At 44.5% G+C, this 15,119-nt stretch carries 11 protein-coding genes; 6 read left to right on the top strand and 5 right to left on the bottom strand.

Features of this window, described 5'->3' with window-relative positions; all coding sequences use genetic code 11:
- Positions 1–50: 50 nt before the first annotated feature.
- A complete protein-coding gene (locus tag ACZIX4_RS04095; RefSeq protein ID WP_463334336.1) occupies positions 51–608 on the bottom strand; it encodes a hypothetical protein in 558 nt (185 codons plus the stop codon).
- A 128-nt stretch (positions 609–736) separates the two neighbouring features.
- Here ACZIX4_RS04095 and ACZIX4_RS04090 point away from each other — a divergent pair, with 128 nt between their 5' ends.
- Entirely contained in the window at positions 737–1,612 is an 876-nt protein-coding gene (locus ACZIX4_RS04090) for a LysR family transcriptional regulator (RefSeq protein WP_463334335.1), read from the top strand.
- A gap of 24 nt (positions 1,613–1,636) precedes the next feature.
- Here ACZIX4_RS04090 and ACZIX4_RS04085 read toward each other — a convergent pair whose 3' ends face one another.
- Together ACZIX4_RS04085 and ACZIX4_RS04080 are read right to left on the bottom strand one after the other, a co-directional pair.
- Entirely contained in the window at positions 1,637–2,962 is a 1,326-nt protein-coding gene (locus tag ACZIX4_RS04085) for a sensor histidine kinase (protein WP_463334334.1), read from the bottom strand.
- 6 nt (positions 2,963–2,968) lie between these two features.
- Positions 2,969–4,318, bottom strand: a complete 1,350-nt coding sequence (locus ACZIX4_RS04080) for a sigma-54-dependent transcriptional regulator (RefSeq protein ID WP_463334333.1) — start codon at positions 4,316–4,318, stop codon at positions 2,969–2,971.
- A gap of 142 nt (positions 4,319–4,460) precedes the next feature.
- On the opposite strand from ACZIX4_RS04080, the gene ACZIX4_RS04075 reads away from it, so the two are divergent.
- From ACZIX4_RS04075 to ACZIX4_RS04055, 5 genes are all read left to right on the top strand, one after another.
- Positions 4,461–5,699 carry an efflux RND transporter periplasmic adaptor subunit gene (locus ACZIX4_RS04075; RefSeq protein WP_463334332.1) on the top strand — a complete coding sequence of 413 codons (1,239 nt, stop codon included), beginning with the start codon at positions 4,461–4,463 and terminating at the stop codon, positions 5,697–5,699.
- A 110-nt stretch (positions 5,700–5,809) separates the two neighbouring features.
- A complete protein-coding gene (locus ACZIX4_RS04070; protein ID WP_463334331.1) occupies positions 5,810–6,514 on the top strand; it encodes an ABC transporter ATP-binding protein in 705 nt (234 codons plus the stop codon).
- A 115-nt stretch (positions 6,515–6,629) separates the two neighbouring features.
- Positions 6,630–9,047: an ABC transporter permease gene (locus ACZIX4_RS04065; protein WP_463334330.1), complete on the top strand. Its 2,418-nt coding sequence runs from the start codon at positions 6,630–6,632 to the stop codon at positions 9,045–9,047.
- Positions 9,048–11,480 (top strand): ABC transporter permease, encoded by a 2,433-nt coding sequence (locus tag ACZIX4_RS04060; RefSeq protein WP_463334329.1) that lies wholly within the window; start codon positions 9,048–9,050, stop codon positions 11,478–11,480. It begins immediately after the preceding gene.
- 72 nt (positions 11,481–11,552) lie between these two features.
- Complete coding sequence (locus tag ACZIX4_RS04055) at positions 11,553–12,884, top strand: TolC family protein (protein ID WP_463334328.1); 1,332 nt, start codon at positions 11,553–11,555, stop codon at positions 12,882–12,884.
- Positions 12,885–12,941: 57 nt separating this feature from the next.
- Here ACZIX4_RS04055 and ACZIX4_RS04050 read toward each other — a convergent pair whose 3' ends face one another.
- Both ACZIX4_RS04050 and ACZIX4_RS04045 read right to left on the bottom strand, forming a co-directional pair.
- A complete protein-coding gene (locus ACZIX4_RS04050) occupies positions 12,942–13,487 on the bottom strand; it encodes a 3'-5' exonuclease (protein ID WP_463334327.1) in 546 nt (181 codons plus the stop codon).
- Between the two features lie 142 nt (positions 13,488–13,629).
- Entirely contained in the window at positions 13,630–14,727 is a 1,098-nt protein-coding gene (locus ACZIX4_RS04045) for a slipin family protein (protein ID WP_463334326.1), read from the bottom strand.
- Positions 14,728–15,119: the final 392 nt, after the last annotated feature.

Here is a 15,119-nt window from a genome sequence, read left to right as displayed (position 1 = left end):
TAAAAAGATACAACGTGATTTGTGTACACATAATAGCCCGGTGAAGCCTCTTAAAACGGCAGATTGTATTTGCCATACAGGGCTTTGTTTTCAATGCTTTTGGCAAAGTTCGGGGTTTCTTCATGATTGTGCGCATCAGATGCATCCTGCCTGGCTTTTGCGGCCTGTGCCAGCGTTATGTTGTTGGCTTTAATAAACTCCAAAAACTCAGGTGTGGCAGTGGCATGGATGCTGTTAATGTAGCGTGTAGTGTTTTCATCTATACGTTCGGCTTTCAGTTCCCACAGCACCTGCACTTTAGAGCGCCCGGCAGCGGTGATGGTGTCTGAAACCGACAGCATACGGCAATAATCGGCACGGTATTCTGTGGCTACATAGTGTTGTATAACTAATGCATTGCCCACATACTCTACATTAATGGACATAGGATCGCCGTCAAAATTTGACGTTATACCCGCCGCAATGTGGTTTACAGAGCAGCGTTGGTACTCGGCATCAGGCAGGCAGAACAGCCAGTCGGCGATGTTTACTTTTTCAATTGGTGCGTTGATAACAGCTGATACTACAGAGGCTGATAATGCATTTTCGGGTGTTTGCAGAATTTCCATGATTTTTTGTTTTTAAATTAATACTGTAAAGTTCTGCACTATTACTAAATCTTAAAAACGATATTTTTAGATATAATCAATCGAAATTATCGATTGATTATTATCTTTGGAGTAAATTGAAATGTATCATGGAACTCCGCCAGTTAAAATATTTTGTACGTGCCGCAGAGCTGTTGAACTTCACAAAGGCTGCCGATGAATTGTTTATTACCCAAAGCACGCTTTCGCACCAGGTAAAAGAACTGGAAACCGGATTGAAAACCCCGCTTTTTGACCGCGTAGGCAAACGGGTAAAACTCACCGAAGCCGGGGAAATGATGCTGGCACACGCCAAAAAAACAATACGCGCAGCAGAAGAAGCGCAGCAGGCGCTGCTTGATTTGGAAAACCAAAAAACAGGCACCATAATTATCGGCGCTACTTACGGGCTTAGTGAATTGCTCATACAATCTTTGGCGCAGTTCAGCAGGGAGTTTCCTGATGTGCATGTAAAGGTTGTATTTGGCTCGACAGCCGATTTACAACACAAAATGAATAATTACGAAATTGACTGCATGCTGTCCTTCCTTCCTGTTTCAGGTAATGGCGGTGCACTGGATGTAACGGCATTGTTCAGCGCAGGTCTTTCCCTCATTATCCATGAATCGCATCCGTGGGCCGATTTAAAAAAGGTTTCATTGCAAAAGGCGGCTACAATACCGCTCGCGCTTCCATCTACCGGTTACAGTATACGGCTGTCACTAGACACTATGCTTGCCGAAAACAACATAAGCCTGAATGTAAAACTGGAAACCAACGATATCCACAGCCTATTAGAACTGGCCAAGACAAAGCAATGGAGTACCATTTTAATGGACAGCTCTTTATTTGGTTATCCTGAACTGAGGGCAATACCCTTAGAAGGAAAAAACACACTGCGTAAGGCCACTATAGCGTTCCCGAAAGAGGTGTACCGAAAAAAGGCACTCATTTCATTCTATGAAATTATCTGCCGCAATTGTTAAGTACATACTGTTATAAATAGCCGCTTACTGTAGCAACAGGCAAATTACAAAGCTGGTTTCGTTTCCTTCGGTAGTGTAATTAAGGTAACCGCCGTGGCCTTCTATAATGTTTTTAGATAGCGTAAGGCCAATTCCTGCACCCTGTTTTCGGGTCGTGAAAAACGGCATAAAGATTTTGTCCTCAATTTCTTTTTCTATACCCAGGCCGTTATCGGTAATGGTGATGAAAAGCCTGTTGGCGCGCACTTCAGCCGACAGGGTTATCCTTTTATCACGCTTGCCGTCAAGGGCATAAATACTGTTGGTTATCAGGTTGATGAACACCTGTTCCATTTGTTGCTCATCCAGCAATAATGGTTCTGTAACCGTTATTGTATTGTCTACAGTAATGTTATTTCCCTTTAAAACCGGAGCCATAGCAGATAATACATTAGTCACTAGGTTGTTAATATCCACAGGCTTTTTTACTGGCAGCGGCAGCATGGCCAGTGTGCGGTAACTTTCTATAAAGTTTTGCAGGTGGTTGCTGCGGTGTATCATGGTAGAAAGGCTTTGGCGCATGTCCTGTATGTCGTCTTTGGTAAACTCCTCCTGCAGGGCCATTTCATTCAGGTTTTGCGTAAGCGAATGTATGGGCGTTATAGAGTTCATAAGCTCATGCGATATTACCTTCATAAGGTTTATCCACGCATCCTTTTCCTTTTTGGCAACCACCGACTGTATGGAATCAAGCAATATAATGTAATACGAACTGCCAAAAGCCTCGGTATTATTGGTTTGCAGCATAAAAGCCTGGCTCTCGCTGTTGCCCACTTTTATTTGCACCGAAGTACGCAGGTCGGCAAATCCCTGTTCTTCAATAACATTGCATAAGGCGGGCAAGTGCTGCTTCATATATTTCCAGCGGCTTACTTTCGGTACACCAAACAGGGTTGAAAAATAATCGTTCATCAGGAATACTTCACCATCAGCATCACTGCGTTTCAGGATAACTACCCCGGTTTCAATATTGTTTAGTATGGAGCGGTATACCAGCTCTTTGGTAAACTGGTCGTGCTGTTTATCTTTAAGGGTATTGTAGAGTTTAAACAGCTCCTTATAATCGCCCGAACGGTTATAGCGGCTGAAATCGGACGAAAAATCATTGCTCAGTATGGCGCTTATGGTTTTGTCATAAAACAGGAAAGCATTGTTCATAAAACTGAACAGCTCTACCAGCATGAATACAAAAACCAGGAGTAAAAAGCAGGCCGTATATGGCAGGTGTACCGTAAACGCATAAAAACTGGCCGCCACCGTACCTATAATAAGCAGCAGCCTCAGGAATAATGATTTATAGATTTTTGTCATTTGCTGTTAATCGGTTTTACCAAGCTCGTGTTTTTCTATCCTGCGGTACAGCGCCGCACGCGAAAGGCCAAGCTCATCGGCGGTTTTGCTAATATTATAGTTGTGCTTGCGCAATGCTTTTTCTATCGTGGCTTTCTCTATGTCGCTCAGCTGGGCATCATCGGGCAGCAGTTGGCCCGAAATGTTTTCCAGTCCCAAACCGGAGGCGGTAATCAATGTATCGTCGCTTAGTATCACGGCACGTTCTATACGGTTTTCCATCTCGCGGATGTTACCGTTCCAGCCGTGTAGCTTTATGTTTTTCAGAGCATCATCGCTAAAGGACAAGTTGCTGCGATCGTACTTATCGGCCATTTTTTCCAGCAGGAAATGTGCCAACGGAACCAAATCTTCCTGCCTTTCGCGTAGTAATGGCAACTCTATAGGCATGGTGTTGATGCGGTAGTACAAGTCTTCCCTGAAGTTTTTTAAGGCGACTTCCTTTTCAAGGTCAACGTTGGTAGCGGTAATGATCCGTACGTTTACCGCCCTTGGCCGCACTTCTCCCAAACGCGTAACCTGTTTGTTTTGTAGTACCTGAAGCAGTTTGGTTTGCAGGTGCAGTGGCACATTCCCTATTTCATCCAGGAAAATAGTACCGTTTTCGGCAGCCTCAAAACGTCCGGGCGTATCGGTTTTGGCATCGGTAAAAGCTCCTTTGGCATAGCCGAAAAGTTCACTTTCAAACAGGTTTTCGTTAAGCGAACCCAAATCCAAATGTACAAAAGGCCCTGCCTTGCGGTTGCTTTCCTGGTGGATGTAATGCGCCATAACGTACTTCCCTGTACCGTTTTGACCGAGTATCAACACATTGGCATCGGTTTTGGCTACCCTTTGCGCTAATGTGTATGCTTTTTTTATCGTGGCAGATTCCCCCATAAAAAAACGGTTGTCCTGTTTTTGGGCGGTCTCTTTCTTTTTGTCCTTGCGGGCTTGTGCTACGCCGGCCTTTACGGTTTCCAGCAGCTTATCGTTGTCCCACGGTTTCATGATATAATCAAATGCCCCAAGTTTAAGCCCCTCTACAGCGGTTTCCACCTTGCCAAAAGCCGTCATTAATATGACCACCGTATTCGGCGAAAGGGTCTTGATTTCACGCAACAGGTAAATCCCTTCGCGCCCGTCTTCAAAACCTATGCGGTAATTCATGTCCAGCAGTACCACATCTATATCATTTTCAGCCAGCATTTGTACGGCTTTTTTAGGATCCGAAAGCGTAAAAATCTCCTCAAAATGCTTTTTCAGCGTCATTTTAGAGGCGAAAAGAATGTCTTCCTGGTCGTCTATGATTAAGATACGGGCCTGTGTTTTTTTCATGGGTGTGCTGTTACGGACAAACAGTGTCCGATAACGGACACCAACCGGCATTTATAAATACTTAATTTTATGAAAAACAGATGGTTGTGAAATTTTAATTTGTGGCACAAAATTGTTATTCTGTAAGGCAAACAAATTAATAATGGACACCATCATTGCCCGTAAAAATAAAAAAAAATTATACCTGCTGCTTGCTGCGCCGCTTTTTTTAGGGACGGTTTACCTGCTGTATAGTGTGGCAAACAAAAAGAGCAGCCTTACCGTAAACAAAAACGAAATAACCATAAAAACCGTTGAGAAAGCATTTTTTGAAGATTTTATTGTGGTACAGGCCAAGGTAGAGCCTTTAAACTCTATGTTGCTAAACGTGGTAGAAGGTGGTTCCATTAAAGAGATATTTGCTGCCAATGGCGATTTTGTAAAAGAAGGACAACCATTGGCAAGGCTGTACAACCCCAATACGGAGCTGAACTACATGACGCAGGAGACAAGCATCATAGAACAGATAAACAACCTGGACAAGGCGAAGCTGGACCTGCGTAACCAGGAACTCAGCATGGCTAAAGACCTGGTTGCCATAGACCACGACTACCAGGATGCCAAAAACCTGTACGACCTTAACGAAAAGCTTTATAAACAGGAGATACTGAGCAAGAACGAATGGGAAAAGACCCAGGAGAACTTCAGGTTCCAGAAGGAGCGTAAAAGCATTATACAGCAAAGCATGCAGAAGGAAAAACAAGCCAACCGCATACAGATAGGCCAGATAAGCCAAAGCCAGGCCACCATGATGAAAAGCCTTGAAATACTGCGAAACAACAAACAAAACTTTTTGGTAACGGCGCCGCTATCTGGCAGGCTTACGTCTTTTGAGCCGGTATTGGGCAAGAACTACCTGGCCGGGGAAAGCATCGGCAAAATAGATGTTATGAAGGGCTATAAGCTGGTAGCCGAAGTGGACGAATTTTACCTGTCGCGTGTTACCAAAGGCCAGAAAGGCAAGGTAGATTTTAAAGGCGAGGAAATTGAGGTGGAAGTAGCCCGGGTAATCCCCGAGATAAAAAATGGCCGTTTTACCGTCGAGCTTAATTTTGTTACCAAAAAAGAACTGGCACTACAACAGGGGCTTAGCTTTGGGGTAAGGCTTACGCTGAGTGAAAAAGCACAGATAGCTGTGTTGCCAAAAGGCAGGTTTACTGAGGAATCGGCAGGGAAATATGCCTTTGTGGTAAACGGCAACAAGGCAGAACGCCGCACCATAAAACTGGGTCGCGAAAACCCGGTATACCATGAGGTGCTGGGCGGCCTTAAACCCGGCGACCAGGTGGTAACCAGCACTTATACCGACTATAAAGACGTGGAAGTTTTAAATTTAGAATAAACAAAATATACGGAGTTCATCATCAAGCTGTAAACGTTAATTATTAACCAATCGGGTACGGCGGCAGGACTAATCAACCCGCTGCTGGCCCCTAAGAAAAACAAAGTGTTATGATAAAAATTGAAAACCTATCTAAAGTATTCCGCACCGAAGAGGTGGAAACCCGTGCGCTAAACGGCGTATCTGTACAGGTAAATAAAGGCGAATTTGTAACCATTATGGGCGCTTCGGGTTGTGGTAAGTCTACCCTGCTTAACATCATTGGCCTGCTTGACGGTTTTGACGAGGGCAGCTATAAACTTCTTGATAAAGAAATAAAAGGCCTGAAGGAAGCGGAAAAATCAAAAATACGCAAGGAGAACATCGGGTTTATCTTCCAGAATTTTAACCTGATTGACGAGCTTTCAGTATATGACAATATAGAGTTGCCACTGGTGTACAACAACGTACCGGCAAGTGAAAGGAAGAAAAAAGTGGAGGCCATCGCCGAAAGGCTTGCCATAAGCCACAGGCTGAAACATTATCCACAACAGCTGTCGGGCGGGCAGCAACAGCGTGTGGCGGTAGCAAGGGCACTGGTAACTGCCCCCAAAGTAATACTTGCCGACGAACCCACCGGAAACCTTGACAGTAAAAACGGCAACGAAGTAATGGAACTGCTTACCGACCTGCATGCCGAAGGCGCTACCATACTTATGGTTACCCACTCTGAATATGACGCGTCGTTTTCGCAACGCACTATCATTATGAAAGACGGTATGGTGCTTAGCGAAAAGCAGAACACCAAAAAGGTAGACGTTTTAATTACCAACTAACAGGGAGCCGGAAGTCCGGGGTTATATGACATTATAGAGTGCCTGATACCACTTTACGGGTGTAAAAGCTTCGGACTTAGGGCATCCTGACCTTTAAATCAATCAAAAGACAATCATGCTAAAGAACTGGATTAAAATATACTGGTACAATGTAAAGGGCAATATGTTCTTTACGGTGCTCAATACCTTTGGCCTCAGCCTGGGTATTGCAGGGCTGGTGTTTGCATTGCTGTACTGGAACGACGAACATTCCTACAACGCCTGGAACCCCGAAAAGGAAAAAGTATACCAGGTAATAAACGACCTGGGTACCGACCTGATATGGCCTACAAACGTAGCGCCGCTGGGACCACACCTTAAAAATATGCCCGAAGTAGACGAATACTGCTATTTACAGTTGCATTACTTTAACGAGATTATAAAATACGGGCAAAAGAAAGAACAGATAAAAATACTGGATGCCCAAAAGGACTACTTTTCATTCTTCCCGTATGATTTTATAAAGGGCAGTGCCAAAACCGCAATACAGGATGATGCCAGCATAGCACTGGAAGAAAGTGTGGCGCAAAGGCTATTCGGCAATGAAGACCCTATGGGTAAATGGCTGCAGTACGGCACCGGAAAATTTCTGGTAAGAGGGATATACCGCATTCCAGGTAATTCATCTTTTAAGCCGCAGGCAGTTACAAACCTTATAGAACCCCGGCTTAAACAAAATTTAGACCAGTGGGGTAATTTTACCTTTGGCCTGCTCATAAAGCTTAAAGATCCTGCAAAGGCAGATATCGTTAAGAAAAAAATTCAGGATGTTTTTTTGGAATACCGTACCAAAAAAGACGCCCGTGAAGAAGGCCTTTCGCTTGAAGAATACATAAAGAAAAACGGTACAAGCAAAATAATCCTGGAACCGCTTGCCACCGCAAGGCTGCATTCTGTAACGCAGGGCTACCCGGAAGGGAAAGGAAATTACCAGTTTTTGGTTATCATGCTGGGGTTGTCCATACTTATCCTGATACTGTCTATAGTAAACTACATTAACCTCGCTACGGCCAACACCATAAAACGTGCCAAAGAAATAGGCGTACGCAAAATACTCGGCGCTGATAAGGGTAATATTGTAAGGCAGTTCATCTTTGAAACCTTCTTAACCACTGGCATTGCACTGTTGTTTGCGCTGACTTTGGTAGAGCTTGGGTTACCGTTTTACAACAACTTCCTGGGCAAAACACTGGAACTTAACGGCGGTGTGTTCTTTGTACAGCTGCTTGCCATCCTGGTAATAGTGATAGTACTTGCAGGTATATTCCCGGCGGTATATGTTTCAAATTTTGAGACGCTGCTGGTACTTAAGGGTAACTTCAGCCGCAGTAAAAACGGTATCTGGCTGCGCAATGCTATGCTGGTACTGCAATTTGCCATAGCGGCATTCTTTATAACCGGTTCTTATATTGTATACCAGCAGGTAAACTACATGAGCAACAAAGACCTTGGCCTTAAAGGTGCGCAGGTTATAGATGTTACGTACCGTGGGCAGCGTCCGCAACCCGACGACGCAAATCAAATTTATGCCCATTACGAAACGATAAAGAATGAACTGCGCAAAATTAATGGTGTGGAGGCCGTATCTGCCGGGGCATTTTCACTGGGCAGCGGAGCCGGTTCCACATCGGGATTCTCATATAACAACCACAACATACAGGGTCACAATATGGCGGTTGATTTTGATTTCATCAGTATGATGCAGATTAAAATGGCTGAGGGCAGGGAGTTATCCCCCAAATTTTCATCGGATACTATAAGCGGTATGCTAATCAACGAAACCGCCCTGAAAATGATGGAAGAGAAAAACCCAATAGGAAAGCCGATAGAATGGAATGGCGAGAAGCTGAAAATTGTAGGCGTGGTAAAAGACTTCCACATATTTGGCCCGCAGGATAAAATACCGCCCATGTCATTCTTCCATTTTAAAACCATTGACTGGATGAGCTACAACCTGAACCACATTTACATCAAAATAAATCCCGAAGATATGGAAGGTACGCTAAAAGCCCTTGACAGCTTCTGGACTACAAGGGTAGATACCGAATATCCGTTCAGCTATGATTTTGTAGATAAGAACTTTGCCCGTACCTATGAGAATTATGTAAAGCAGCGCAACCTGTTTTCGCTGTTAAACGGCACGGTGATTTTTATAGCGTTGTTTGGCCTTTTTGCACTGGCTTCGTATACCATACAGGCCCGCATGAAGGAGATTGCCATACGCAAAACACTGGGCGCAGGTACGGCTACATTGCTTAAAGAGCTGTCTAAGCAGTATGTAGTATACTGTGTTATCGGCTTTATAATAGCTATGATCCCGGCCTGGTTTTTATTGGATAAATGGCTGGAAAATTTTGCCTACAGGATTACCATATCGGCAGTGCCGTTTATTGTTGGGTTTATAGTCCTTTTAACGCTGACACTGGCCGTGGTGCTGGGCAAAGCGTACAAGGCTACGCAAGTAAATGTGCTTAAATACCTAAAATACGAATAGATGCTAACCAACTGGATAAAGATATTTCTATATAATGTAAAGGGCAATAAGTTCTTTACAGCACTAAATATACTGGGGCTTTCGCTGGGTATTGCCGGGCTGGTGTTTGCCATACTGTACCGCAATGACGAATACAGCTACAACGCCGATAATCCCGGTAAGGAAAACATATTCTTTACGGTTTCAGACCTTGGAGAGGATAAAGTATGGGGTTCCAGCACGGGTGCAATTGATGCCGTAAGGAAAGCTGCGCTGCCGGAAGTAACCGAACATTGCTATATGGAGGGCTGGTACAACAGCAACATTATAAAAAGCGGCGATAAAAAAGTAATGGCTGAAAAGGTTATTGATGCACAGGCTAATTTCTTCAGCTTTTTTCCGTCTGCATTTATAACGGGCAATGCCAAAACAGCGCTCACCCCTACCACTGTAGCACTATCGGAAGAGCTGTGCCTGAAGCTGTTCAACACTACCAATGTTTTGGGCAAAGAAGTAATGTATAACGATAAAACCTTTACCATAGGTGGTGTATACCGCCTGGAGGGAAAGGCATCGTACATGCCTGATTTGGTTACCAACATGATAGACTGGAAGCTGAAGGAAGAGGTAAACAACTGGGGCAACTTCAGGTTTGCATTGTTCTTTAAGCTAAAAAAGAAGGAAGATGCAGCATTGGTTAAAAAGAAAATGGAGGATTTGTACTATGAGTACGCCACTAAAGTACACGCTAAGGCCGATGGCATGACCCCTGAGGAGTATGTAAAGCGCTTTGGCAAAATAAAGATATTCCTGGAGCCGCTTAAAGACATAAGGCTACACACTCTGGCCGGCGATGTACCTGAAGGCAAAGGCAACTACCAGCTGCTGCTTATTATGTTCGGGCTGTCAGTGCTTATACTTGTTATGTCTGTTGCCAATTATATCAACCTGGCTACGGCTAATGCCATAAAGCGCGCTAAGGAAGTGGGCGTACGCAAAATAATGGGCGCATCGACCCGGAATATTATAAGTCAGTTCGTATTTGAAACCGTTATTACCACACTGTTTGCGATATTACTGGCGCTGGTTATCATAGAAATATCATTGCCATATTACAATGAATTTCTCTATAAAAAACTGACCATGAACAACAGCCAGTTCTTTGTGCAGATGGTTGGTATATTTATAGTTGTAGTGCTCATGGCGGGGGTATTTCCGGCGGCTTATGTGTCTAAATACAAGCCTGTGGCAGTGCTTAGGGGTAATGTGGGCCGGAGCAAAAGAGGCATCTGGCTGCGCAATGCCATGCTGGTACTGCAATTTGCCATAGCAGCGTTCTTTATTACAGGTTCTTATATAATTTACAGCCAGGTTAATTATATGGTTACCAAAGACCGTGGGTTTAATGCCAGCCAGGTTATTGCGATATACTATCGCAACCCGTATGACTGGAAGGTAGAAGGCTTTAAAAAAATGATATCTAACCGGTATGACCATGTTAAAACCCGCCTTAAGGCCATAAAAGGTGTTGAGGGCGTTGCAGCTACAACTGCCGCGGTGGGCTATGGTTCAAGTTTTTACACAAGCTATGGTTTTAACGGGCACTCTTATGCAATGCGTAACATGGTGGTTGATTTTGATGCGCTGGAAATGCTGCATATAAACATAAAAGAGGGCCGCGGCCTTTCGCAGCAATTTGCAGAAGATACCGTGGCAACGGTAATACTAAATGAATCGGCAGTTAAGTTCATGGGCATTAAAGGCCCGGCGGTTGGCGCCTTGCTCGACTGGGATGAGGGCAAGAAGCTTAAGGTGGTCGGTGTTACACAAGACTTCCACCTTGATGGGCCGCACGTTAAAATTGCCCCCACAATAATATACCATTACAAAACGGTAGACTGGATGCTGCAAAACGCACACCATATTTATGTAAAAATTAACCCGGAGGAACGTGAAAGCGCCATAGCAGCCATGGAAAAATTATGGACTGAAGAGGTAGACCCCGATTTTCCGTTCCACTATGATTTCGTAGATAAAAACTTTGCCAAAACCTACCAGCAGTACATCAGCCAGCGCAACCTGTTTTCGCTGCTTAATATGGTAGTAATCATTATAGCGTTGTTCGGGTTGTTTGCATTGGCATCGTTTAGCATCGAACGGAGAATGAAGGAAATCGCCATACGCAAAACACTTGGCGCAAGCACCATAGCATTGCTGAAAAGCCTTTCGATGCAATACATACTGTACTGTATTGCCGGTTTTTTAATAGCTATGGTCCCGGCGTGGCTGCTGCTGGACAAGTGGCTGCAAAACTTTGCCTACCGTATAGAGGTTACTGTATGGCCGTTTATTATCGGCTTTATTGTATTGCTGCTGCTTACCCTTGCCGTAATACTGGGCAAGGCCTATAAAGCTACACGGGTACACGTGATTACCTACCTGAAGTACGAATAATAAATTTGAAGTTAGTTTATAATAATAACAACCCGCAGCTCCTTACCGCTGCGGGTTGTTAATCCCTGTATTATGAAAAGGTTTTATCATTTTTATATTGCAATGCTTATACTCCTTGTGCCAAATGCCAAGGCGCAGCAGATACTTACGCTGCAACAATGCCTGCAAACGGGACTGGAAAACACGCCCGATTTCCAATTGAAGCAACTGGATATACTCAGTGCCGAAATAACCCATCGCAGCCCTGCACTGGAGTACCTCCCTACCGTAAGTTTATCGGGTACGCATACCTACAGTATCGGTTCAGTGATAGACCCTGCTACAAACAACAGGGTTACCAGCCGTATACAATCGGATAACGTAGGGCTGAATGCCTCTATGAACCTGCTGGATTTTAACGTGTTTACCACTGCCCGCCGCAACAAGATTGCTGCACTGAAAGCCAGGGCAGATAAGCAGGCTACCGAAGCAGAATATGCACTTACGTTGCTGGACAATTACGTTAATGTAATCTACAGCCAGGAGTTGTTAAAGATACAGCTGAGCCAGTTTGAGAACGCTAAATTCAACCTGAACCGCATTACGCAGGAAGTGGAGCTGGGCAGCCGCCCCAAAAGCGACCTGTATGATATGCAAATGAGCTACACCCAGGAAGAAAGCAGTATACTGCAAACTAAACAACTGCTATACAACCAGAAACTGCTGTTGTTGCAACTGATGAACGACACCACCCATCAGCCCGATGATGTGGTGCTTGAAAACGTAAAGGCCATAACAGCCTTTGAAGAAATCACGGTACAGCAAATGCTGGATAAGGCTATGAGCGTATCGCCTACGATAAAGGCAGCGGAACTGGGCGTACAGGTAGCACAGAAAAACGTAGCAATGGAGCGTAATAATTACCTTCCGGTACTATCGGCGTTTTACAGTTACTCGTCTTTTTACTACCTGCCGCTAAACCAACCGGGCAGCCAACCGGTAGCGCCTTTCTTTACCCAGCTTGATAATAACAAGAACCATTATGTGGGGCTGCAACTCTCTATTCCAATCTTTAACGGGTTAAAAACCAACCGCAATGTGCAACTGGCTAAGGTGGAGCAACGCAGGAGCATTGTACAACAGGACCAGGAAAAAATAAAGCTGCGCCAGGCCATAGAACAGGAAACTGCCAAAAAGCAGCAAAATAACGACATGGCCGCAAAACTGGAAGAAGCCCGTACCTATGCCGAAAAATCGTTTACCACCACGCAGGCAAAATTCAGCAGCGGTATTGTAGATGCCATAACATTTACATCGAGCAAAAACCAGTTGCTTACCGCCGAATATAACCTGTTAAAAGCCAATGTTGCCGCTGTCCACGCCGGTATTAAACTGCATTTTTTACAGTTTAACAGTTTGCCATAAACAAAAAAAGAGCCACCGGTTACGGCAGCCCTCAGGGTTAATTGGTTGGTAAGGATATTATTGGTTTTGTAAACACCAGTGCAAAATTTTGGCAATGTTCTTCGCATCGTCCACTCCCCTGTGGTGCGTACCCTCCAGCGGGATGTTAAGGATGCTTAACGCACCGTTCATGCCGGTAGGCTTAATGCGTTTGGTTTCGGCGAAGAGTTGCTTCACGTTTATGTGCTGCCTGCCCATAGGGTACCGCACACTAAACTTTTTACACTGCTTTTGCAGCATATTGATGTCGTAAGCACCGTAGCTGGCCCAGGTATAATCCTCAGGTTCATACTCCTCTGCAAGCATGGCTATGGCTTCGTCAAAATATACGCCGTGTTTATTCAGCATATCCTGGGTTATGGTAGTGAGCTCCGTACAAAACGGACTGACCTTAGAGCGCTGGGGCTTTACCAATATGCCTTGGTTTTTGGATATTGCCCCCGTATGTACATCGAGCACACTCAGGCCGATTTCAATAATTTCGTTTTCCTGCCCCGCAGGAATTGCCCCCTGCCAACACGTGGCTTCGAGGTCTATAATGATAATTTTATCTGTAGTTTTCATTTTATTTTAAACGTTTTATTAGGGTTCTCTCTTCCATGTCGACTGGAGCGCAGCGCAATGGAGACATCTCAACTATTTTATAATTCTTTTATTAGAGATTCCTCCACTCCGTTGCACTGCGGTCGGAATGGAAACCCCTGTTCTATTTCACAAAAATCTCTTTAAGCTGGCCTATGATGTTACCGCCTCCGGTTACGGTGATTTCACCAATTTTGTCGGCAATTTTTTCTACATATTCCATCTCTTTCAGTTTCCACAGCATTTCGTTTTCCTCCATTAACTTGGCGGTGTTAAGCAGGCTGCGTGTTGCTGCGGTTTCCTCACGCCTCATAATGCTGTTTGCCTGAGCTTTCTTTTCGGCTACCAGCACCTGGTTCATGATTTCCTTCATATCTCCTGGCAGGATAATATCTTTAATACCCGCATCGGCTATTTCAAGGCCCAGGCCTGTAATTTTGGCCTCGGCATGCTCCAGGATTTCCTGCGCCATGGTATCTTTCCTGCTAAGGAGCTCATCCAGCGTATACCCACCGGTAAATGCCCTCAGTGCCAACTGCATGATTACATACAGTTGCTTTTCAAAGTCCTTGTTGGCCGTTACGGCTTTAAGCACATCTGCCACACGGTATCTCACAAAAAAGTTGATCCGCACACCGGCCTTGTCTCTGGTAAGCAGCTCCTGCCCTGCTATTTCCAGTTGTTGCTGCCTGGTATCTACAGTCTTTATTTCTACTGTGGTGGCATTGTTCCAGAAGTAATGCGTACCCGCACCTACCTGTTTTACAAACACACCATTGACAATCAAAAGCCCGGTTTCAAAATTGGCCACAACAAACTTCCTTACATAAGGGCGTAGTTTTGCGTTTTCAAGTAAAACCTTTGATACATCCTCAGTAATTTCAGGCTTAGATAAATCTACCCTGATAAACTCATTTCGTGTAAGGCCTTTCCAGAACGCATAACGGCCGGGCACCAATACATCGCTAAAGTTACCGTTCTTAAACAGGATAACAATTTCGTTATCTGCTATTTCCACTACGGTAAGCAAGTTGGCAAGGTCCTCGTTTTGCAACAGCACATTAAAGTTTGTAAAGGCTGTAAAAGACTGGTTCATATCATAAATATGTACCTGTTTTTCGCCAAATACCCAGTGGTCACCCTCTTGTAATACATCAATAAGACGGTTATCTTTAAATACCAAACCTGCGTGGTATGCTTTAATATGTACTTTTTTAATCATGTTTTCTAAAGAATTAATCGTTAATAAATAAGGAAACGGGCTGCCGCTGTCTCCGCAAAGCCGCGGAATATGCAGTGTTGTACCTGTGTGCCGTAATTGTTTAATGCCTTTTATAGTAACAGCGGTGCGGTTACCATGCCGGGCAAAAAAGAAAAACAGTTGGCAGGTACATTGCTGCCATTCGGGCGTTTTGCCGGATGCTGCTGTTGGGATACATCCCGTGAGCTGCCGACGGCGGTGGCCCCATTTCCTTTGGTGCATTTTTTTAAAGAGCGAACGCTGCTCGTGTTGATTTACAGATTTTAAGCCTATAAATGCGACAACCACTGTCAGACCGGAAAACCCGGTACAGGAATCGAACCTGTCAAACTAATCTATTGCTCTAACCAAAC

The organism is Flavobacterium niveum (genome assembly GCF_055231775.1).
Note: the sequence above shows the minus strand (reverse complement) of the source record. Positions and strands in the feature narration are given on the sequence as shown.